The sequence below is a fragment of the Frankia sp. AgB1.9 genome (assembly GCF_016786355.1).
Classification (GTDB): domain Bacteria; phylum Actinomycetota; class Actinomycetes; order Frankiales; family Frankiaceae; genus Pseudofrankia.
This window is the reverse complement of sequence record NZ_JADWYX010000008.1, coordinates 65,715-84,823: the sequence shown is the minus strand read 5'-3', so window position 1 is coordinate 84,823 and position 19,109 is coordinate 65,715. Positions and strand designations below refer to the sequence as shown.

The window sequence follows — 19,109 nt, the reverse complement described above, 5'->3', positions numbered from 1 at the left end:
AAATCCCAGGTCACCCGCCCGCGAGCCGCCAGCGCTTCCTGCGCGGCGGGAGAAGTTCAGTACGGTACGGTTGTTTCGGCGGTGTCCCGGGCGTCCGTCCGGGGCGTCACCGCGCGGGAGCCGGCATCCTGCGTCGATGGGAGACAACAGCCGTGACATCCCCGAGCTCGGCTTCCAGGCCACCCCGCACCGTCCCCGGCGCCGCGGACATCCCGGTCGTGATCCTCTGCGGCGGCATGGGCACGCGGATCCGCGAAGCCAGCGAGAAGCTGCCGAAACCGATGGTCGACATCGGCGGCAAGCCAATTCTGTGGCACGTCATGAAGACATACGGCCACTACGGTTTCCGCCGCTTCATCCTGTGCCTTGGTTACAAGAGCGACGTCATCAAGAACTATTTTCTCAACTACCGGGAACAGGTCGCGGACTTCACGCTGAAGCTCGCCGACGACCACACCCCCACGTTCCACAACACCATCGGCGACGAGGACTGGGAGGTCACCTTCGCCGAGACCGGCCTGCTCTCCGGCACCGGGGCCCGGGTGCGCCGGGTGCGGGACTATCTGACCGGGCCGCGGTTCCTGCTCACTTATGGTGACGGGGTCGGCGCGATCGACGTGGCCGACCTGTGGGACGCGCACGAGCGGGGCGGCCGGATCGGGACGGTGACCGGGGTCCGCCCGTCCAGCCGCTACGGCGAGCTGCAGACGGAGGGCGACACGGTCACCCTCTTCGCCGAGAAGCCGCCGAAGGTCGGCTGGGTCAGCGGTGGGTTCTTCGTCTTCGAGCGGGAGTTCGTCGACAAGTACATGGACGACGATCCGGGGATGATGCTGGAACGCGCGCCGCTGCAGCAGCTGGCCCGCGACGGGCAGCTCACCCTCCACCCGCACGACGGATTCTGGATGGGCATGGACACCTTCCGGGACTGGACCGAACTCAACCAGCTGTGGGACGCCGGAGCTGCGCCTTGGCGGGTCTGGGCCGACTGAGAGCGGCGATCGTCCGGAACGGGCGCAGAACGCCCTCCCACCGCCGATGGATGGCAGGGACCGACAATCACCACCATGACTGAAGGTGCGGATGCCGGCCGGGACGCCGGGCTGGGCGAGCGGCTGTACGAGCTGGTCGCCCAGCTGGCGGCGGCTCCGGTGCGATCCATCACCGGTGACGGCGTCCGCGCCGCCCTCGACCTCGTCCAGAAGGCGCTGACCGGCTCCACCGTCCCGTTCGAGGTGCACGAGGTCCCGTCGGGCACACCGGTGCTGGACTGGACGGTGCCGAAGGAGTGGAACGTCCGCGCCGGCTACCTGGTCGGGCCGGACGGTTCGCGGGTGGCGGACGTCGCCGACCATCCGCTGCACCTGCTGGGCTACAGCGTGCCGACTCGGGCCAGGCTGCGGCTCGACGAGCTGCGCGAGCACCTGTTCTCGTTGCCGGACCGGCCGGACTGGATTCCGTACCGGACGTCCTACTGGAACGAGAACTGGGGCTTCTGCCTGCCCGACACCGTGCTGCGGGCGCTGCCCGACGGCGAGTACGAGGTCGTGATCGACACCTCTCTCGAGGACGGCTCGCTCACGTATGCCGAGATCGTGCTCCCGGCGACAGAGCCGACTTTGCTCCCGGTGACCGAGCCGACCCTGCTCCAGGTGACCGAGCCGGGCGAACCGGCGGAGTTCCTGGTGACGACGCATGTCTGCCATCCGGCGATGGCGAACGACAACGGCTCCGGCATCGCCGTCCTCACCGAGCTGGCCCGCCACCTGGCCGCGCTGCCGAGCCGCCGCCATACCTTCCGGCTGCTGTTCATCCCCGGCACGATCGGCTCGATCGCCTGGCTGGCCCGCAACCGGGACGCCGCCAGCCGCATCCGGCACGGCCTCGTGCTGACCGGTCTGGGTGACCGGTCCGCGTTCACCTACAAGCGAAGCCGGCGCGGCGACAGCACCGTCGACCGGGCCGCCGCCGTCGCGCTGGCCGAGAGCGGCGCCGAGCACCGGCTGGTCGACTTCTCGCCGTACGGCTACGACGAGCGGCAGTTCTGCTCCCCCGGTTTCGACCTTCCGGTCGGCCGGCTCGGGCGCGGCCAACACGGCGACTACCCCGAGTACCACACGTCGGCCGACGACCTGGCGTTCGTGACACCGGAGAGCCTGGCCGGCTCCTTCGCGGTGCTGACGAGGATTATCGAGATCTGTGAGCGCAACGCCGTCTGGCGCAACACCAGCCCGTACGGCGAGCCGCAGCTCGGCCGCCGCGGGCTGTACCGGGCGATCGGCGCGACGATGAACCGGCAGGCGATCGAGATGGGCCTGCTCTGGGTGCTGAACCTCGCCGACGGCAGCCGCGACCTGCTCGACATCGCCGCGCGCGCGCAGCTCCCGTTCGACGCCGTCACCGCGGCCGTCGACGCCCTCGCCGGTGTCGGGCTGCTCGCCGGCGAACCGAAGGGTTCCGCATGACCGGGAAGGACGATCGATGAGCACGGTTCTGGTCGAGTCCACGCTGTCCGATGACGAGCGCCGCGCCAGGCTGTTCGCCGGCGACATCTTCGTCTACGCGCCGAAGCAGGCCACGCTGGCGCTCGTCGAGTTCACCCGCGCGATGATCCGCGACGCGTTCGGCGGCCTCGACCCGGAGAAGGCGCAGTACGAGATGGCCGTGGAGGACTACGCGGCGCTGCTGGCCGAGCTGAAGCCGCGGTTCATCCACCACCCGCGCTGCAAGGAGCTGATCCGCGAGCTGCTGGTCGAGCACGGCGCCGACCCGGCCGAGACGTACTTCGACGTGCCCCGGCTGCGCACGTCGACCTCGGACGACTACCTGACGTCGGGGATCGCCTACGCCTTCCACCCGCACCGGGACACCTGGTACTCGGCGCCGTTCTGCCAGCTCAACTGGTGGATGCCGATCTTCGACATCGTCCCGGAGAACGGACTCGCCTTCCATCCGAAGTACTTCGCCGGCCCGGTCCTGAACAACTCCGAGACCTACGACTACTACGAGTGGAACGCCACCAACCGGGCCTCGGCGGCCAAGCACATCCGCAGCGACACCCGGGTGCAGCCGAAGCCGCAGGAGGAGATCGAGCTCTTCCCCCAGACCCGGGTCGCCGCGCCCTCGGGCGCAATGATGATCTTCTCGGCCCAGCAGCTGCACTCGTCGGTGCCCAACAGCACCGGGCGCACCCGCTTCAGCATCGACTTCCGGACCGTGCACCACGGCGACGTGGTCGGCCACCGCGGCGCCGCCAACGTCGACTCGGCCTGCACCGGCACCACCATGCGCGACTACCTGCGCGCCACCGACCTCGCGACGCTGCCCGAGGAGCTCTGCCTGGAGTACGACCAGGTCCCGCCGAAATCGGACGCCCTGCTCGTCTTCGGCGACGCGGCGCTCAAGGCGCAGGCCCCGCTGGGCATCGCGTGACCGTGGCCGAAGGGGACGGCACCGCGACGACCCGGCCGGCCGGAAGGCTCGGTGAGTTCCGGCTCGCGGGCCGGGTCGCCGTCGTCACCGGCGCCTCCAGTGGCATCGGGCGGGCGGTCGCGCTGCGGCTGGTCGCCGAGGGCGCGCAGGTGACCGCCGTCGGCCGCGACAAGTCCCGGCTGGACGCGCTGCCAGCGGCCGCGGCAGAGATCACGCCCGCCGGGTGTCCGGGGGCGCTGCGGCAGGCGCAGGCGGATCTGACCGACGACGACGCCCGCGGCGCCCTGGTCGCCGGGCTCCTGGCCGGGCCTCGGGTCGACATCCTGGTGCACAGCGCCGGTGGTTACACCAACGGAGCGCATGCCGACGCACCGCTCGACGACCTCGACTGGCTGTACGCGGCGAACGTCCGCGCGCCCTACGCGCTCACCCAGGAGCTGCTGCCCGCGCTGCGGGCCGGTGGCGGGGACGTCATCGTGATCAACTCGTCACAGGGCCTGCACGCGGGCCCGAACCTGGGCCAGTTCGCCGCCACCCAGCATGCGATGCGAGCGGTCACCGACAGCCTGCGCCAGGAGATCAACGCCGACGGAATCCGGGTGTGCGGCGTGCATCCCGGCCGGACGGCGACCCCGCGGCAGGAGGCGCTGTTCGCCCAGGAGGGCCGGGCCTACCGGCCGGACCTGCTGCTCGCGGCCGAGGACGTGGCGGAGGTGGTCGCCGGGGTGCTCACGCTGCCGGCGAACGCGGAAATCACCGAGGTCCACCTGCGGCCAGCCAAGAAGTCCTACTGATGGCCGGGCAGGCGGCGCCGCGGCCGGCGAGGCCACATGGCGCCCGTCCGATGACGAAACGGCCCACGCGCGCCGTTTCCCGCGGGCGCGGCGTAAAGCGACCAACTGTACAGTGACCTCGCCGACTTCGCTCCCGGTCGCGGCTTGCGCCCACCCCGGCCCGAGCGCGCCGACCGCGGGGCCGTCGAACACCGGGCGGTCGAACATGGCGCCGTCGAGCATGGGGCCATCGACCACGGGGGCAGGGAGCGTGCGAACGTGACCGTCGACGGGAAGCTGCTCGTCACGTTCCTCTGTGAGCAGTACCCGCCGGTCGTCTGGGACGGCGCCGGGATCTACACGGCGGTGCTCTCGGCGGCGCTCGCGGCGCTCGGCCACGAGGTGCACGTCATCTGCGCGCAGGGCCACCGGATCGTCGACGAAGAGGTCGACGGGGTGCACGTCCACCGCCGCCCGCTGCTGCGGATACCGCTGAGCCGGGTGCTCGGCAAGTACGCCCGTCACCTCACCGGCCCGAACTACCCGCGCGACTCGCTGGCGCTGCGGGCGAGCCTGACCTTCTCCTACGCCCTCTACCTGCGCCAGCTCGGTCTGAAGCCGGACGTGATCGAGACGCAGGACGGCGAGACCCGGGCGCTGATGAAGGTGGTCGCCCCGTCCTGCCCGGTCGTCGTGCACATGCACGCCCCGACGATGCTGACCCTGCGGCTGGCTGGGCCGCCGCTGTCGGTGCGCGGCCGGGTGGCCGACCGCCTGGACCGGATCACCGCCGACCGGGCCACCATGGTGACGTCACCGTCCCAGCTCCTGGTCGACACGGTCCGCCCGTACGGCTGGCTGCGCCGCGAGGACGTGACGATCGTGCCGAACCCGTTCGACGCGAGCCCGTGGCGGGGGGTGCCGGCGGTGAGCCGGACCGGGGCGGTCGTAGCCGCGGTCGGCCGGCTGGAGCCGAACAAGGGCCTCGACGTGCTGCTGGACGCGCTGGCGCTGGTCGCGGCCCGAGGGACCGACGCGAAGCTGATCCTGGCCGGCAGCACGTCCGGCCACCTCGACGGGGTGCCGACCGGCCGCTGGCTGGAGCGGCGGGCCCAGGAGCTGGGCGTGCCGACCGTGTTCGCCGGCCACCTCAGCCAGCGCGAGCTCGTCGACGTCTATGGACAGGCAAGGGTGGTCGCCGTGCCCAGCCGGTTCGAGAGCTTCTCGATCGCCGCCGTCGAGGGAATGGCGTCGGGCCGGCCGGTGGTGACCACCACCCGGACCGGCATCGCGCCGTTCCTGGCGGAGTGGGAGGCGGGCACCGTCGTCGCGCCGGAGGACCCGACCGCGCTGGCGGATGCCCTGGAGCCCTACCTGACCGACCTCGACCTGGCCGAGCGGATCGGCCGCAACGGGCGCGCGGGCGCCGCCCGGCTGGACCCGGCGCAGATCGCCGGCGACCGGGTCGCGGTCTACCGCGCGGCCGTCGCCTCGTTCGGACGGGCCCGGGCCGCCTCGGCGCGTTAGGCGGGGTCCGGCCCGGCCCGGCCGGGAGTCAGTCCTTCGCCGGGGCGTCGGCCAGCGGGACGTGGACGGGCTCACCCTCGTCGCCGGTCCGGGCCGTCGGCAGGAAGTTGAGATGGGCGAGCGCGCCGACCTCCAGGTAGAGCTCGAACGGGGTCCTCGTCGCCGCCAGCAGGGACGGCGGGAGGGAACCGCCGCCGACGGCCGGGCCGACCTGGCTGCCGTGCGCCGCGAGCGCGTACGCCTGGCGGGAGCGGTAACCCTTCGCCGCGACCAGCAGCGGGCGTACCTCACGGATGCGGTCCACCGGGTCGCGCAGCAGCCGGCGGGCGGTGTAGCCCTCGGTGCCGTAGCCGCGGGTCCACGGCCAGTGCGTCCACAGCCAGACGCCGTACTCCAGGACCTGGCCGGCGAAATCGGCGCGGCGCACGGCCTCCAGCGCGGCGACGTTGGTGGCGTCGTGGTCCGGGTGACCGTCGCAGGACGTCGGGATCAGCACCTGGTCCGGTGCCAGCTCCTTGATCAGCTCGGCCAGCCGGTCGGCGATCTCGTCGACGTGCTGTGCGACCTTCGTGTCCGGCACGTCGAGGAAGCGGACGTCGGCGGGGCGCAGCCCGAGCCGGGTGACGGCGCGGCACGCCTCTTCCTTGCGCAGCGCGGCCAGCTCGGCGGGCGGCATCGGCGCGGGATCGGCTGCGGCGCCGTCACTGACGATCACGACCGTGACGTGGGTGCCGGTCTCCCGCTTGCGCATGATGGCCACGCCGCAGCCGACGGTCTCGTCGTCCGGATGGGGGGCGACCACGAGGCAGGACGTCCTGGACATGGCCCGGGTGATGTCGTGGCCCCGGCGCATCCAGGCCCGCCGGTAGAGCGACCGCGCCGGGAGTAGCGCCCGTTCGCGCAGCGCTCCGGGGCTCATCGAACGGCGCACGGTGGCCGCGGCGCCGGTCAGCCGGGCGACCGCGATTTCGCTCATCCGGTCACTCCTCCGTGTCAGCCAGCCGCCCGGGAACCCTGGTCGCCCAGGAGCCCCAGTGGCCGGGCACCGCCAAAAGACGGCGAAAGCGTATCGGAGGAGGCCCGCGCCGAATCCGGCGGCCGGACCGGCGTCAACCAGGCCCGAACAGCTGCAGGTAACGCTGCGCGGACCGCGGGTTCAGGGTCGGATTCAGCAGGGACGAGCGCACGTTGTCCGCGTCCGCGTTGTTGTAGTACGCCTCGTAGGCCAGAATTCCGGCGTTCGCCTGAAACATCGCGTACATCTTCTGGATGAAGAACGGGTTGTCGCCGCCACCGCCCGCGCCGCTCACAACCCCCCATTCGGGCACGGAGAACTTCTTGCCGCGCGCCCTGGCCTGCTGGATCACCGTACAGAGGCCGGACGGGGCGACGCACAGCCGGTCCCAGAGCCCCTGGGTCGAAGCCGGCGGGGACATGTCGTAGTAGTCGATCCCGATGATGTCGACGTACGCGTCGCCTGGGTAGGCCGACCAGACGTCGCCACCGCGCGGCAGGTCGTCCCGGTGCATGGTCATCGTCCAGTCGATCCGCACGTCGGGGGCGGTGTCGCGCAGCGCCGTGACCGTCCGCTGGTAGCACTGTTTCCACACGTTGACGTCCCGCGGGTACCAGTCGTACCAGTCGCCGTTGAACTCCCAGCCGAGGCGGACGATCGCGTCGCCTCGGCCGTACTTCAGCAGGTTCTCGCCGAACCGGTGCCAGTGCTCGTCATAGGCGCCGGCAGCGCAGTCGCGCTCGTTGCCTCCGCTGTCCGGCCACAGCGGCTGGGCGATCGAGATCTGGCCGGGCCAGGCTGCCGTGGTGAAGGCGTCGAGTGGCCAGTCCGGCGACTCGACCGAGTTCCAGTCGGTGCGCGACGTGAAGATCATGGCGAGGTCGACCGGGCGGCCGGTCCAGGCGGCCCACGGTTCGATCTCACTCGGGAAGTTGCCGTTGGCCCCGGAGACCCAGCGCACGCCGGTGCCCGCGACCGACGGGTTCGCCACGGCCACCGGCGCGGACGGCCGTCTGGGCGCCGAGTGCGAGCAGGCGCCCAACCCGGCGACGACCAGCAGCAGCGCGACGGCCAGAGCGGGACCCGCGTCCCGCGCCCGGGAAGCTCGCAGCACAACTCTCACCTTACGTGAGGGATGAGAATCGTTGGGTAGCCGGGCCACCCTCCGGGACCGCTCCGTCAGCGGTAGCCGGCGAGGTCGGCGTACCCGCGCTGGGCGGGCACCGGGAGATTGCGCTGGGCCGGCCGGTCGGCCGCCAGCGGATGCTGGTCCTCACAGAACCAGCTCAGCAACAGCAGCACCAGGTAGCCCACGACCGGGTTCAGCAGGCTGCTGGACAGCACGACGTAGAAGAACAGCATCGTCCCCGTCAGCACGAACGACGGCGAGCCGCGGACGAACACGGCCGCCATGAAGACGAGGAACCCGATGCCGCCGACGAGCCCGTACTCCAGCAGCAGCTTGGGCAGCAGCGCGTAGTTCAGCGGCAGGCCGGTCCGCGCGGTGAACGCCTGGGAGTCCCGGTCCGACCAACCGGGGCCGTTGCCGAACAGGGCCCGCTCCGGACGGGCCGACAGGTTGTCGTAGGTCCGCACATACGGCGTCACGAACCGCAGGTTGCCGCTGGACCCGCTGGACTTCGTCTCGGTGGCCCGGGACGCGAAGATCTTCGCGGCCGGGGTGAGTGACAGCGCGCCGACCAGGACCACGAGCACCGCCAGCGCGGTGAGCGTGAACCGCAGGCCCTTGTGGACGGCGAGCAGCACGCTGGCGAAGCCGATCAGCAGGATGCCGGTGCCCGAGACGGTCGAGAGGATGGCCGCCAGGAACAGCGTGATCTGCCAGATCCGGATCCGGCGCAGTACCGAGACGATCAGCCCGGCGGCGAGGAACTGCGAGGCGTAGGACGGCTCCAGGCCGACGAAGGCGTTCGACTTGTAGAGGCCGGAGCCGTACTGGACCGGGTAGGACGTGTTGAAGTTCTGGGCCAGGAAGTTGGACGGCACGACCTTGGCGAGCACGTCGACGTAGTGGACACCGACCAGCTGCAGCCCGAACTGCGCGACGGCGAGCGTCGCGAGTAACAGGGCCATGACCACGAACCGGTCCAGCATCCGGGGCAGCAGCACCCTGGCCTGCTCCCGGCCGAGGCCGAGGGCGAACGGCGCGTAGGAGACCACCAGCAGCAGCAGCGAGTTCACCGAGGCGGCCTGCTCGCCACGGGCGAACGAGACGAACGCGACGAAGACGCAGGCCGTCATCGCGATCAGGTAGGCCCGGCTGCGGACCAGATTGGTCCGCAGCTGCCCGCGCCGCACCAGGATGATCGTGCCGACCAGCGTGATGGGCATGATCACCGGGACGCCGGTGCCGCCGGCCGGTACCACCAGGCGCTGCAGGAACAGCTCGCAGGCCAGCAGGACGGTCAGCAGCCGAAGCGTGGCGGCGTCGGCTCCCGTGTCGCGCTCCGCCGGCTCCGGGGTCGGGATGACCCAGGTCCGCGGAATGCGGGTGGTCAGCGTCGTCACCATCTCCGACGCCGAACCCGGCCGGTATGCCACCAACTACTCCGTAACTGTTCGCCCGCGGGACGGGCTCAGTACCGCGGGCGGGCGAAGCGGTCCGTCGATTCCACCTCGGCGTCACCGCGGTCGTAGTCCCGGTCCCGGTCGCGGCCCCGGTCCGCCGAGCCCGAGGGGCTGGAGCGGTTCGCGGCACGGCTCTCGGCCGCGATCGTCGACGGGCGGAAGCCGCCCCGGTCGCCGTGGATCACGCCCACGATGCGGTCTGACAGCGCCGGCCAGTCCCGCGCGACGGCGGCGAGCTCGTCGGTACGGGTGAACCCAGAGGTGATGACGACGACCGCGTCGGCCTGCAGCGCCGAGGCCGCGGTCATCGGCAGGTCGGTCAGCGACGGCGTGAGCAGCAGCACCAGGTCGACGTCCCGGGCCCGGTCGGCGAGGATCGGCGCGAGCCCGCCCGGCCGGGACGCCCGCGACGGGGACACCCGGTTGTAGAGGACATGGCCGCGGCCGCCGCCGGACGAGCGGGCCATGCAGGTGGCCTCGTGGGCCCACCGCGGCAGCGCGCCCGAGGTCGCCGGTGGCAGCCGCTCCAGCACCGCGCGGACGTCCGAGCTCGGCGACGCGTCGAGGACCAGCACGACCCCCTGGTCGTCTGACCAGCTCGCGGCGATGCCGGCGACCGTGTCGGAGGTCAGGTCGCCCTGGGCCGCCGCGGTCAGCGAGACCACCTTGACCGTCGGGGACAGCACCGCGGCCATCGCGGAGACGATCGTGTCGATGCTCGGCGCGGCGGGCCCGGAGCCGCCGACGATGAGCGGTGCGCCGATCGCGTCGGCCGCGGCCCGCCCGTCGAGCACTGTCGGGCGGCGCAGGTAGCGGATCCAGACGAAGGCGACGGCAAGGAACAGGCCGACCAGCATGGCGATGAGCAGGTTGGTGAAAGGCTTCGGGGCGATCTTCCCGGCCTCGGAGGGCGGCTCGGCCAGCCCGATCATGCTGGTGGCGGTGGCCTGCGCGACCGTCGCGGTGGTGATCTGGTCCAGCAGCCGGTTCGCCGCGTCCGCGATGGCGCCCGACGGGTCGTTCGGCCCGTTCGCCTCCTTCTGCAACGCCTCCTGCTTGGCGGTCAGGTCGTTGATAGTGGCCTGGCCGCCGCCGCTGTACGTCACCAGCAGCGCCTTGTACTCGTCGCGCGCGGTGAGGACGAGCTCGTCGGCCTTCTTCTGGTTGTTCGACGTGCCGGTGATCGTGAAGTAGTCCGCGGCGGCGGCGGGCGCGGCGGTGAGGTGCGCGGCGATGTAGGACTCCGACACCCGCAGCTTCTTCGCGATGTCCGAGATCGCCTGGGTGGAGGTCGCCAGCTCGGCCTGGGTCTCCAGCGTCCGGGAATGGTCGGAGTTCGCGTCGAGCGTGAGAAAGACGCGCGCGCTGGCCTCGTAGGTCGGGGTGGCGACCAGGCTCACCGCGAGCCCGAGGACACCGCAGACGACCATCGCGATCACGATGTGGAACCAGCGCCGCCCAAGGACGCGCAGCAGGGACAGCGCGGGCGCGTTCCGCCCGTCGCTGCTCTGCGAACCCGCTGAGCTCACGCGCTCCGCCTCTGTGCTCGCGATCAGTCGTGTCTGCGATCAGTCGTGTCTGCGATCGGTCGTGCTTGCGTTCAGTCGTCAGATCAGGCCGTGCGCCCGAAGATCATTCACCCGAAGATCAGCCCGTGAGCCCGATTTACCGAACGTGAAGGCTGGAATGCGAGCATAACTCAGACGAGCAAGCGCCAAACCCCAGGGCGGTTACGACGCGCCAATACACCCAGTCACCCGTTCACCGCACTTCTTGCCTCGGCATCAGGAGCAAGAGCGGGCCGCCGCATCAGGACCGCGAGAGGGACGGGAGATCGGGCCACGGGGGCGCCCGTCACCGGCGGCCGCCGGTGGGACGGGCGGCGCGTAGCCAGTCCGCCACGTCACGTGCCTCCGCCGCCCAGTCGATGCCCGGCGCGAGGAGACCGGCCTCCAGGTGGGTGGCCAGGTCCGGGTCAGGCGCGACGAGGACCCGCCGGTCGCGCTCGGGCCTGGCCAGCGCGGCGACGTTGAGCGCGCCGCGCAGCCCGGTCAGCGCGACCCGGCGGGCAACCCGCTTGAGCGGGGGGTGCTCGCCGGGCTCCACCGGCTCGCCACTGAGCTGGCCCAGACCGAACGGGCGATAACCCTGGTAGGCCAGGCAGGTCGCGTGGTCGAACGCGCCACCGACGAACGGCGCCGACCGCAGCAGTCGCTCGTCCGCGACGATCGTGTGGACCCAGGCGCCGAAGGTGCTGGTCGAGCTGACCGCGCGGTACCAGCGAACCCGGCCGATCTCGACGGCGTCGCCGTCACCGTCGGCCCGGTCCAGCGGCGAGTACGTGGGGTTGCGCCTGGTCGCGTCGGCCCCGAACCGAAGCCGGCTGTAGATCGTGAAGTAGTCGGCTCCGGGGAGCTTCTCGGCGGCCGCGACCACGGCGGACAGCGCGTCCGCCGTGTAGAGGTAGTCGTCCTCGGCGAACCACACCAGGTCGTCGGGCGCCCAGCCACGGGCCCTGGGCAGGCGCAGCGCCAGTCGGTAGGACGACCGGTTGGTGCCGCACCGGATCGGGAGCACCTCACCGGCGTTCGCCATCATCGCCAGCCGGTCCGGCGGGATCGGCCCGTCGTTCGCGAAGACAACCCTCGTCGGAATACCGACATTTTCTACCGAACGCAGCAACGAGGCCAATGCAATGGTTTTGCTGTAAAAATCGGGCCGGTTCTTCGCGTTCTCGGAACCCACCGATCGGCACACCACGTACAACCTCATCGAGTCACTCCACGCTCAGGTTCTTCGTCGCCGGCGCGCCGCGTCGGGCGGCCGGCTGGCGGACCGGCCCGGCGCGCTCGTCTCGCCGCTCTCCCGTCCCGCTCGGACGGTCGCCCCGCCCACGACGGGCGGCCCTGCTCGCCCGCTCGGCCTCCTTCGCGGCGTCGCGCAGCATCCGGACCCAGAACGGAAGCATGATCCAGTTCGCCACTGTGAAGCCCAGCACGGCGCCGGTGCCGCCGCCGAGCGCCACGCCGATGACCGGGTAGAGCAGCAGCTGCGGCGCAGCGATCACGTTCAGCCGGAAGGTGTTCTTCGCCCGGCCGAGGGCGATCAGCATGCAGCTCACGCCGACGGTGGACGCGGCGCCGGCCTGCTGCAGGATCGACAGGGCCAGCAGGCGGTGGGTCTGGGACCACGTGTCGCCGAGCAGCGTCTGCCCGAGCTGATGCCCGCCGACGCGGACCGTGCCGAGGAACAGGAAGCCCAGGCCCCACACGATCCCGACCGACGCGACGGCGGCGGACAGCAGGTAGGCGGCGCGCATCCGGGCGGCCGCGGTCATGTCCGTGCGCCGGGAGAACTCCGGGATCGCCCAGCTGATCAGGCCCATCGCGAGGACCGTCGTCGGCCCCAGCAGGGTCTGCACACCTCGCAGCGCCCCGACCAGCTCCACCGCGCCGATCACGCCGATGATCAGCAGGCTCGCGTTCAGCGCGCCCTGGATCGTGATGAACTCCAGCGCCAGATAGCCGTTGATGTCGCGATGTTCCCGCACCCAGTCCAGGGCCCGGCCGGGTGCCGGCCAGAACCCGGCCTGCGCGACGCCGATCAGCGCCGCCACGGCCGCCGACGCTCCCCAGGCCAGCAGCATCGGTGCCGCGAGCGTGACGTGCCGCTCGAGCAGCAGCGTCACCCCGATCAGCTGGACCACGGCCCAGACTCCGTCGTTCGCCGCCGCCGCCGCCGGCCGGCCCTGGGCGAAGAAGACCTGCCGCCACTGGTCCTGCACCAGCAGGCCGGGCAGCACGAGGCCCAGCGTGACCAGCGCCGACCCGGTCAGGCCGCCGATGGCCGCGCCAGCCAGCGCGCAGCCGGCACCGGCGATCACGCCGAGCAGCAGCGCCGCGCCGGTCGCCCGCGCGGCGGCGCGCCCGAACACCGCCTCGGGGGCACCGGAGTAGCGGATGCTCAACGGCTGCGCGCCGGCCGCCTTGGAAAACCCGATGATGACCGCGAACACGGCGAACGCGACGGAGAACGCCCCGAAGTCGACCTTCGACACCTCGCGGGCGACGACGAACATCAGCACCGAGTTGGTGCCGCTGGAGATGAGCTGGTCGGCCAGGGTCCAGAGGGCCCGGCTGCGCGGGGTGCCCTTCGCCGGGCTGGACGCGGCCTCGTCACGGGCCCAGGCGTCCGGCGCCGGCCCGCGCGGCGGGTCGGCCTCGTCGAGATCCCGCAGTAGCGGTTCACGGCGACGGGCGTCCTCGTAGCCAGATCGATCCAGGTAGCCAGACCGGTCCGGGTAGCCAGACCGGTCCGGCCGGCGGCGGTGGGACGGGGGGCGACGCAGCAGCTGGGTGCCGTCCGCGTCCGGGCCGGGCTGTTCGGGCGGGCGAGCGGGCAGGCCGTCCCGGCGCAGGAGCTGGGTGCCTTCGGCATCGGTCCTGGCCCGGCGCGGGTCCTCGCCGGCCCGGTCGCGGACGAAGGCCTGGGTGCCCTCGGGGTCCGGGCGAGAGCCGTCCGGGCGAGAGCCGTCCCGGTCGCCGGGCCGGGGCCGCAGGCGCAGCGCCTGGGTGCCCTCGGGGTCACCGGGGTCGGGGACCCAGCTGCCCGGCGCGCCGCCCGCCCGGCCGGCCAGGTCGCGCCGGACCTGCTCGTCGGCGAGCAGGTGCTGCAGCATCGAGAGGTCGATCGTCTGGGTGACGCTGCCCATGAAGCCGCTCTGCAGCTGCCCCAACAGCAGGTCGACACCCTCACGGGGGCGCCCGTCACGGGAGCGGCCAGGCTCGGCCCGGTCCGCCTGGGCCGGCCGCTGCCAGCCGCGATCGGGCCGGCGTTGCGTCCACCGGACCTCGGGCGGCCGGCCCGCGGGCGTCACCCGGTCGGGAACCCAGTGGTCGCCGCCGCCGGGCTCGGCGCGCCCGGTCCATCCCGCGTCCTCGGTCCATACCGCGTCGTAGGTCTGTCCCACGTCGTCGGTCTGTCCCGGGTCCTCGGTCCGCTCCGGGTCCCCGGCCCGGGCCGGCGGCCGCCCAGGCCGCTCCATCGCCCCGCCTACAGGATGACCGGGCGGGGCACGGGGACGATGAACGAGCCGCCTCGGGCCGCGTACTCGGCCTGCTGCGCCATGATCTCGTTCTTCACGTTCCAGGCGAGCAGCAGCAGGTAGTCCGGCTGCCGGTCGAGCAGGGCCTCCGGCGCCAGGATCGGCAGCCGGGCCCCCGGCATGTACCTGCCCTGCTTGTGGGTGTTGCGGTCCACGACGAAGTCGACGAGCCGGGTGTCGATGCCGGTCGAGTTCAGCAGCGTCGCGCCCTTGGCGGCGGCGGCGTAGGCGGCGATCGTCGCGCCCTTGGCCTTCAGGTCGGACAGCAGCGTGCGCAGCTCGTCCTGCAGCGCGCCGACCTCGGCGCCGAAGCTGCCGTACCGGTCGAACGAGTCCAGCCCGGCGGCCCGCTCCGCGGCGAGCACCCGGGCGACCGACGGATCCGGACGGCCCGCCGCGCCGGCCCGGCCCGCCCGCCAGCGCAGCGTGCCGCCGTGCAGCTCGGGGAACTCGGTGACGCCGACCAGCTCCAGGCCGTGCCGGCGCAGCAGCGCGTCGACCGCGATCGTGGAGAAGTAGCAGAAATGCTCGTGGTAGATCGTGTCGAACTCGGTGTGGTCCAGCAGCGCGCCGACCCCCGGGTTCTCGACGCTGATGACGCCGTCGTCCTTGAGCAGGATCGAGAAGCCCTCTACGAAGCTGTTCAGGTCCGGGACGTGCGCCATCACGTTGTTCGCGATGATCACGTCGGCGCGCAGGCCCTCGTCGACCAGCCGGCGGGCCACCTCGGCGCCGAAGAACTCCTCGCGGGTCGGCACCCCGACCTCGCGGGCCGCGGCGGCCGGGCCGGGTGTCGGCTCGATGCCGAGCACCGGGATGCCGCGCTCGACGAACGCCTTGAGCAGGTAGCCGTCGTTGCTGGCCACCTCGACGACCAGGCTGTCCGGCCCGAGGCCGAGGCTCTCGATCAGTTCTACGACGTTCTTCTCGGAGTGCCGCACGAGCATGTCCGAGAACGACGAGAAGTACGGGTAGTCCGCGTCGAAGATCTCATCGGCGGGCAGCACGTGGGTGAGCTGGACGAGAGCGCAGCGCTCGCAGAAGCCGACCCCGAGCGGGAACGTCGGGTCGACGGCGTCCAGCGCGTCCGCGCGGACCAGCCGGTTGGCCACCGGCGTGGACCCGAGCGACAGGAACGGCCGCGGCCGTTCGCCGCCGCACGACCGGCACGTGGTCACCTCGGTGGCCCCTGACATGCGCTCCCCTGCCTCACCGCCCGGTCGCAGCCGGGCCTCGCGGTCTGTGACCCAGCCAGGCCGAAAGTGCGTCGGCCGCAGGGCCGGTGGCTACCAGTTGGCCGGCCGCCGGGTCCCCTCCGGGGACAACGATCCGCACTCTCTCGGCAGGTCATGGTATCGCCCACCACACGGACATCAGCGCACACACATGCCGAGCACAAGCAGTTTGGACGCCGTGGGTAAGCGAGCAGTACGGCTATGCGCGCTTTGCGCGGCCGTAGCCGGGCCCAGCGTGGCCTTGATCGCGGTTTTGGCCCTCCGATGGTCGTCGTGGGGGCGTTTTCACGACCATCCCGGCGCTCAAACGGCGATCACGCGTTGGCCACGGCGGCCTTGCCCAGGTCCGCCGGGTCCACGTCGGCGCCGGACAGCAGGGGCCAGGTGCGGTCCTTGTCCGAGATCACCGATACCGGCAGTGGCCACGCGATACCGAGCGCCGGGTCGTCGTGGCGCAGGCCCCGGTCGAAGCCCGGCCGGAAGGGGACGTTCATCTGGTAGCTGGCCTCGGTGTCGTCGACGAGGGTCTGGTACCCATGGGCCAGTCCCGCCCCGATGAACAGCGCCCGGTGGTTGTCCGCGGACAGCTCGACGGCGACATGGCGCAGGAAGGTCGGCGAGCCAGGCCTGGTGTCGACCACCACATCCAGCAGCGCGCCCCTGGTGACCCGGACCAGCTTCGTCTCCTGGACCGGAGCGCCGGCCCAGTGCAGGCCACGGACCGTACCGGCCCGCCTGTTGTAGGCGACGCTGCACTGGGAGACGTCGACGTCGAGCCCCGCGGCGGCGAACTCGTCCCGGCAGAACGTCCGGGCGAACAGGCCGCGCTCGTCGGAGAACGGCTCGATGTCGACGATGAACACCCCGTCGAGCCCGGCCGGCGCGATGATCACTAATGGCCTCCAAGGCAAGGATCAATGGACAGGCCCATCGTCGTCCCAGCCCGCGACCACCGGAACCCGGGTACCAGCCTCTCCGCGCCCCGGCGCCTACTTCGCTCAGTAGGTCCAGAAGAGGTCGGCGTCCAGTTGTTTGGTGGCGATCAGGTGTTGGAGCTGCTTGAGCCGGGTGTGGCCGCGGCCGGTGAAGGTCGGCTCGTCCAGTTCTATCTGGCTGAACAGGTCGAAAAGCTGGCGGGCGCCGCGCAAGGCGTCCCAGTCGCAGCTGAAGCCGGGCAGCCGCTGGTGGATCTTGTCGAAGTTCACCCGGTAGCTGCGGTCGTCGCCGCTGCTGTCCCCGAAGCTCATCCGGCAGCCGGGGAAGACGGCCGCCACGGCGTCTGCGATCTCGCGGACCTGGTAGTTCTGCGCGCTGGCCCCGACGTTGAAGATCTCGTTGTGCACCGCGTCCCGGGGAGCGGCCAGGACGCAGCCGATCGCCTTGGCGATGTCCAGCCCGTGCACGAGCGGCCGCCAGGGCGTGCCGTCGGACGTCATCGCGATCTCGCCGACGGTCCAGGCGACGCCGCACAGGTTGTTCAGCACGATGTCGAACCGCATCCGGGGCGAGGCGCCGTACGCGGTCGCGTTGCGCAGGAACGTCGGCGAGAAGGAGTCGTCCGCCAGCGGCGCGACGTCCCGTTCCACCATCACCTTGCACTCGGCGTACGCGGTCCTGGGGTTGACCGGGGACGTCTCGGTGACGTCGCCGCCGGTCGCGACCCCGTAGACGCTGCACGAGGACATGTAGACGAACCGCCCGACCCCCGCCTGCTTCGCGAGCAGGGCCAGCCGGACCGAGCCCTGATGGTTGATCTTGTACGTGACCTCGGGCGCGAGCTCGCCCAGCGGGTCGTTGGACAGCTCGGCCAGATGGACGACGGCGTCGACGCCGGCCAGGTCCTCGGCGGTGACGTGCCGCAGGTCCTTGCGCAGCGTGTACGGCGCCCGGTCCGGGCCGCGATAGAGCCAGCCCTGGTTGTAGTAGCCGGTGTCGAGGCCGACGACGTCGTGGCCGGCGCGCAGCAGCTCGGGCGCGAGCAGGCTGCCGAGGTAGCCCTCCGTGCCGGTGACCAGCACCTTCATGCGCGTCTCCTCCACCTCACGGGTGGAGCCAGCGTGGCACCGGTTGCCCGGGTCGCCCGAGAGGCCGGCCGGCGGCCCACGCGAGGGCCACGAGGGGCGCCCGCCTAGGCGAACCGCGCGAGGCGCCACTCGCGCTTGCCGCGGCGGACCAGCAGGACCGAGCCGTGCAGCAGGTCCGCGGCGGTGACCCTGGCGTCGAGGTCGGACACCTTGTCGCCGTTGATCGAGATGGCGCCGTTGCCGAGGTGCTCGCGGGCGACCTTCTTGCTGCTGGCCAGGCCGACCGCGATCAGCAGATCGACCACCGGCCAGCCGTCCCCGTCCAGCCGGGAGCGGGGCTCGTCGATGCTCGGGACGTCGGTGAACACGTCGCCGAACAGCTGCGGGCTGATCGCGCGCACGTCGCCGGTGAAGAGGGCCTCGGAGGCGGCCTCGGCCGCGTCGGTGGCCTCCTCGCCATGCACCAGGGTCGTCATCTCCCGGGCCAGGTAGCGCTGCAGCGCCCGGCGGGACGGGGTCTCGGCATGCTGGGCGAACAGCTTCTCCAGCGACTCCCGGTCGGCCAGCGAGAAGAACAGCGCGAACTGGCGGGCGTTCTCGTCCGACTGGTTGATCACGAACTGGTAGAACGTGTAAGGCGAGGTGCCGTCGGCCGAGATCCAGACCGCGCCCTTCTCCGACTTGCCGAACTTGGTCCCGTCGGAGCGCAGCAGCAGCGGGCAGGTGAGCCCGTGGGCCTGGGTCCGCAGCACCCGGCGGATGTAGTCGATGCCCGCGACGATGTTGCCCCACTGGTCGGAGGCGCCCATCTGCACGGTGACGCCGTGGTCCTCGCAGAGGCGCCGGAAGTCGTAGGCCTGCAGCAGCATGTAGCTGAACTCGGTGTACGACAGGCCGACGTCGGGGTCCTCGAGCCGGCGCCGGACGCTGTCCCGCTTCGTCATCTCGCCGATCGGGAAGTGCTTGCCGACGTCACGCAGGAACTCGATCAGCCCGAGGCCGCCGAGCCACGCGGAGTTGTCCACGAAGATCGGCATCTGCTCCGCCGGCAGGGCGCGCGCGAAGATGTTGCGCATCAGCTCCTGGTGGCGCGCCACGTTGGCGGCGACGTCCTGCGGGGACAGCAGCTGGCGCTCGACCGACTTGCCGGACGGGTCACCGATGAGGCCGGTCCCGCCGCCGAACAGGGCGACCGGCCGGATGCCCGCACGGGCGGCCCGGATCAGCAGGGTGATCGGCAACATGTGGCCGATCGTCAGTCCCGGCGCCGTCGGGTCGAAGCCGATGTAGACGCGCCGAGCCGCACTGTCGAGGTGGTTCCGCAGCTCCGCGGCGTCGGTGCTGTCGTGGATCAGCCCACGCCAGGACAGCTCGTCGAGTAGCGCGCTCGTCATTCCCTCATGTTACCGG

15 protein-coding genes are annotated in these 19,109 nt (G+C 71.7%); 5 read left to right on the top strand and 10 right to left on the bottom strand.

What is annotated here, in order from left to right; genetic code table 11:
* Window positions 1-152 precede the first annotated feature (152 nt).
* The 5 genes from I6A60_RS04650 (at window position 153) to I6A60_RS04630 (ending at window position 5,732) form a co-directional block, all read left to right on the top strand.
* Window positions 153-992 (top strand): glucose-1-phosphate cytidylyltransferase, encoded by an 840-nt coding sequence (locus tag I6A60_RS04650; RefSeq protein ID WP_203014686.1) that lies wholly within the window; start codon window positions 153-155, stop codon window positions 990-992.
* Between the two features lie 75 nt (window positions 993-1,067).
* Window positions 1,068-2,465, top strand: coding sequence for a DUF4910 domain-containing protein (locus I6A60_RS04645; RefSeq protein WP_203014687.1), 1,398 nt, complete (start codon window positions 1,068-1,070; stop codon window positions 2,463-2,465).
* A gap of 16 nt (window positions 2,466-2,481) precedes the next feature.
* Window positions 2,482-3,432 (top strand): hypothetical protein, encoded by a 951-nt coding sequence (locus I6A60_RS04640; protein ID WP_203014688.1) that lies wholly within the window; start codon window positions 2,482-2,484, stop codon window positions 3,430-3,432.
* A 2-nt stretch (window positions 3,433-3,434) separates the two neighbouring features.
* A complete protein-coding gene (locus tag I6A60_RS04635; protein ID WP_203014689.1) occupies window positions 3,435-4,226 on the top strand; it encodes an SDR family NAD(P)-dependent oxidoreductase in 792 nt (263 codons plus the stop codon).
* A 258-nt stretch (window positions 4,227-4,484) separates the two neighbouring features.
* Complete coding sequence (locus I6A60_RS04630) at window positions 4,485-5,732, top strand: glycosyltransferase family 4 protein (RefSeq protein WP_203014690.1); 1,248 nt, start codon at window positions 4,485-4,487, stop codon at window positions 5,730-5,732.
* 28 nt (window positions 5,733-5,760) lie between these two features.
* Here I6A60_RS04630 and I6A60_RS04625 read toward each other — a convergent pair whose 3' ends face one another.
* From I6A60_RS04625 to tyrS, 10 genes are all read right to left on the bottom strand, one after another.
* Window positions 5,761-6,708: a PIG-L deacetylase family protein gene (locus tag I6A60_RS04625; protein WP_203014691.1), complete on the bottom strand. Its 948-nt coding sequence runs from the start codon at window positions 6,706-6,708 to the stop codon at window positions 5,761-5,763.
* Window positions 6,709-6,841: 133 nt separating this feature from the next.
* Window positions 6,842-7,861, bottom strand: a complete 1,020-nt coding sequence (locus I6A60_RS04620; protein ID WP_203014693.1) for a glycosyl hydrolase — start codon at window positions 7,859-7,861, stop codon at window positions 6,842-6,844.
* A 65-nt stretch (window positions 7,862-7,926) separates the two neighbouring features.
* Window positions 7,927-9,309, bottom strand: a complete 1,383-nt coding sequence (locus tag I6A60_RS04615) for a hypothetical protein (protein ID WP_203014695.1) — start codon at window positions 9,307-9,309, stop codon at window positions 7,927-7,929.
* 35 nt (window positions 9,310-9,344) lie between these two features.
* Window positions 9,345-10,865, bottom strand: coding sequence for a Wzz/FepE/Etk N-terminal domain-containing protein (locus I6A60_RS04610; protein ID WP_203014697.1), 1,521 nt, complete (start codon window positions 10,863-10,865; stop codon window positions 9,345-9,347).
* A 325-nt stretch (window positions 10,866-11,190) separates the two neighbouring features.
* Window positions 11,191-12,108, bottom strand: a complete 918-nt coding sequence (locus I6A60_RS04605) for a hypothetical protein (protein WP_203014699.1) — start codon at window positions 12,106-12,108, stop codon at window positions 11,191-11,193.
* A gap of 4 nt (window positions 12,109-12,112) precedes the next feature.
* Window positions 12,113-14,380: a teichoic acid transporter gene (locus I6A60_RS04600; RefSeq protein WP_203014701.1), complete on the bottom strand. Its 2,268-nt coding sequence runs from the start codon at window positions 14,378-14,380 to the stop codon at window positions 12,113-12,115.
* Between the two features lie 8 nt (window positions 14,381-14,388).
* Window positions 14,389-15,636: a class I SAM-dependent methyltransferase gene (locus I6A60_RS04595; protein ID WP_203014704.1), complete on the bottom strand. Its 1,248-nt coding sequence runs from the start codon at window positions 15,634-15,636 to the stop codon at window positions 14,389-14,391.
* A 353-nt stretch (window positions 15,637-15,989) separates the two neighbouring features.
* Window positions 15,990-16,568 carry a dTDP-4-dehydrorhamnose 3,5-epimerase family protein gene (locus tag I6A60_RS04590; protein ID WP_203014706.1) on the bottom strand — a complete coding sequence of 193 codons (579 nt, stop codon included), beginning with the start codon at window positions 16,566-16,568 and terminating at the stop codon, window positions 15,990-15,992.
* A gap of 105 nt (window positions 16,569-16,673) precedes the next feature.
* Window positions 16,674-17,699 (bottom strand): NAD(P)-dependent oxidoreductase, encoded by a 1,026-nt coding sequence (locus I6A60_RS04585; RefSeq protein WP_203014708.1) that lies wholly within the window; start codon window positions 17,697-17,699, stop codon window positions 16,674-16,676.
* 104 nt (window positions 17,700-17,803) lie between these two features.
* A complete protein-coding gene (gene tyrS, locus I6A60_RS04580) occupies window positions 17,804-19,093 on the bottom strand; it encodes a tyrosine--tRNA ligase (protein WP_203014710.1) in 1,290 nt (429 codons plus the stop codon).
* Window positions 19,094-19,109 lie beyond the last annotated feature (16 nt).

Bases quoted from the DNA above. Each gene is read 5' to 3' on its own strand.
- I6A60_RS04645 (WP_203014687.1), top strand. From the start codon at position 1,068: ATGACTGAAGGTGCGGATGCCGGCCGGGACGCCGGGCTGGGCGAGCGG.
- I6A60_RS04640 (WP_203014688.1), top strand. From the start codon at position 2,482: ATGAGCACGGTTCTGGTCGAGTCCACGCTGTCCGATGACGAGCGCCGC.
- I6A60_RS04625 (WP_203014691.1), bottom strand. From the start codon at position 6,708: ATGAGCGAAATCGCGGTCGCCCGGCTGACCGGCGCCGCGGCCACCGTG.
- I6A60_RS04605 (WP_203014699.1), bottom strand. From the start codon at position 12,108: ATGAGGTTGTACGTGGTGTGCCGATCGGTGGGTTCCGAGAACGCGAAG.
- I6A60_RS04600 (WP_203014701.1), bottom strand. From the start codon at position 14,380: ATGGAGCGGCCTGGGCGGCCGCCGGCCCGGGCCGGGGACCCGGAGCGG.
- I6A60_RS04595 (WP_203014704.1), bottom strand. From the start codon at position 15,636: ATGTCAGGGGCCACCGAGGTGACCACGTGCCGGTCGTGCGGCGGCGAA.
- I6A60_RS04585 (WP_203014708.1), bottom strand. From the start codon at position 17,699: ATGAAGGTGCTGGTCACCGGCACGGAGGGCTACCTCGGCAGCCTGCTC.
- tyrS (WP_203014710.1), bottom strand. From the start codon at position 19,093: ATGACGAGCGCGCTACTCGACGAGCTGTCCTGGCGTGGGCTGATCCAC.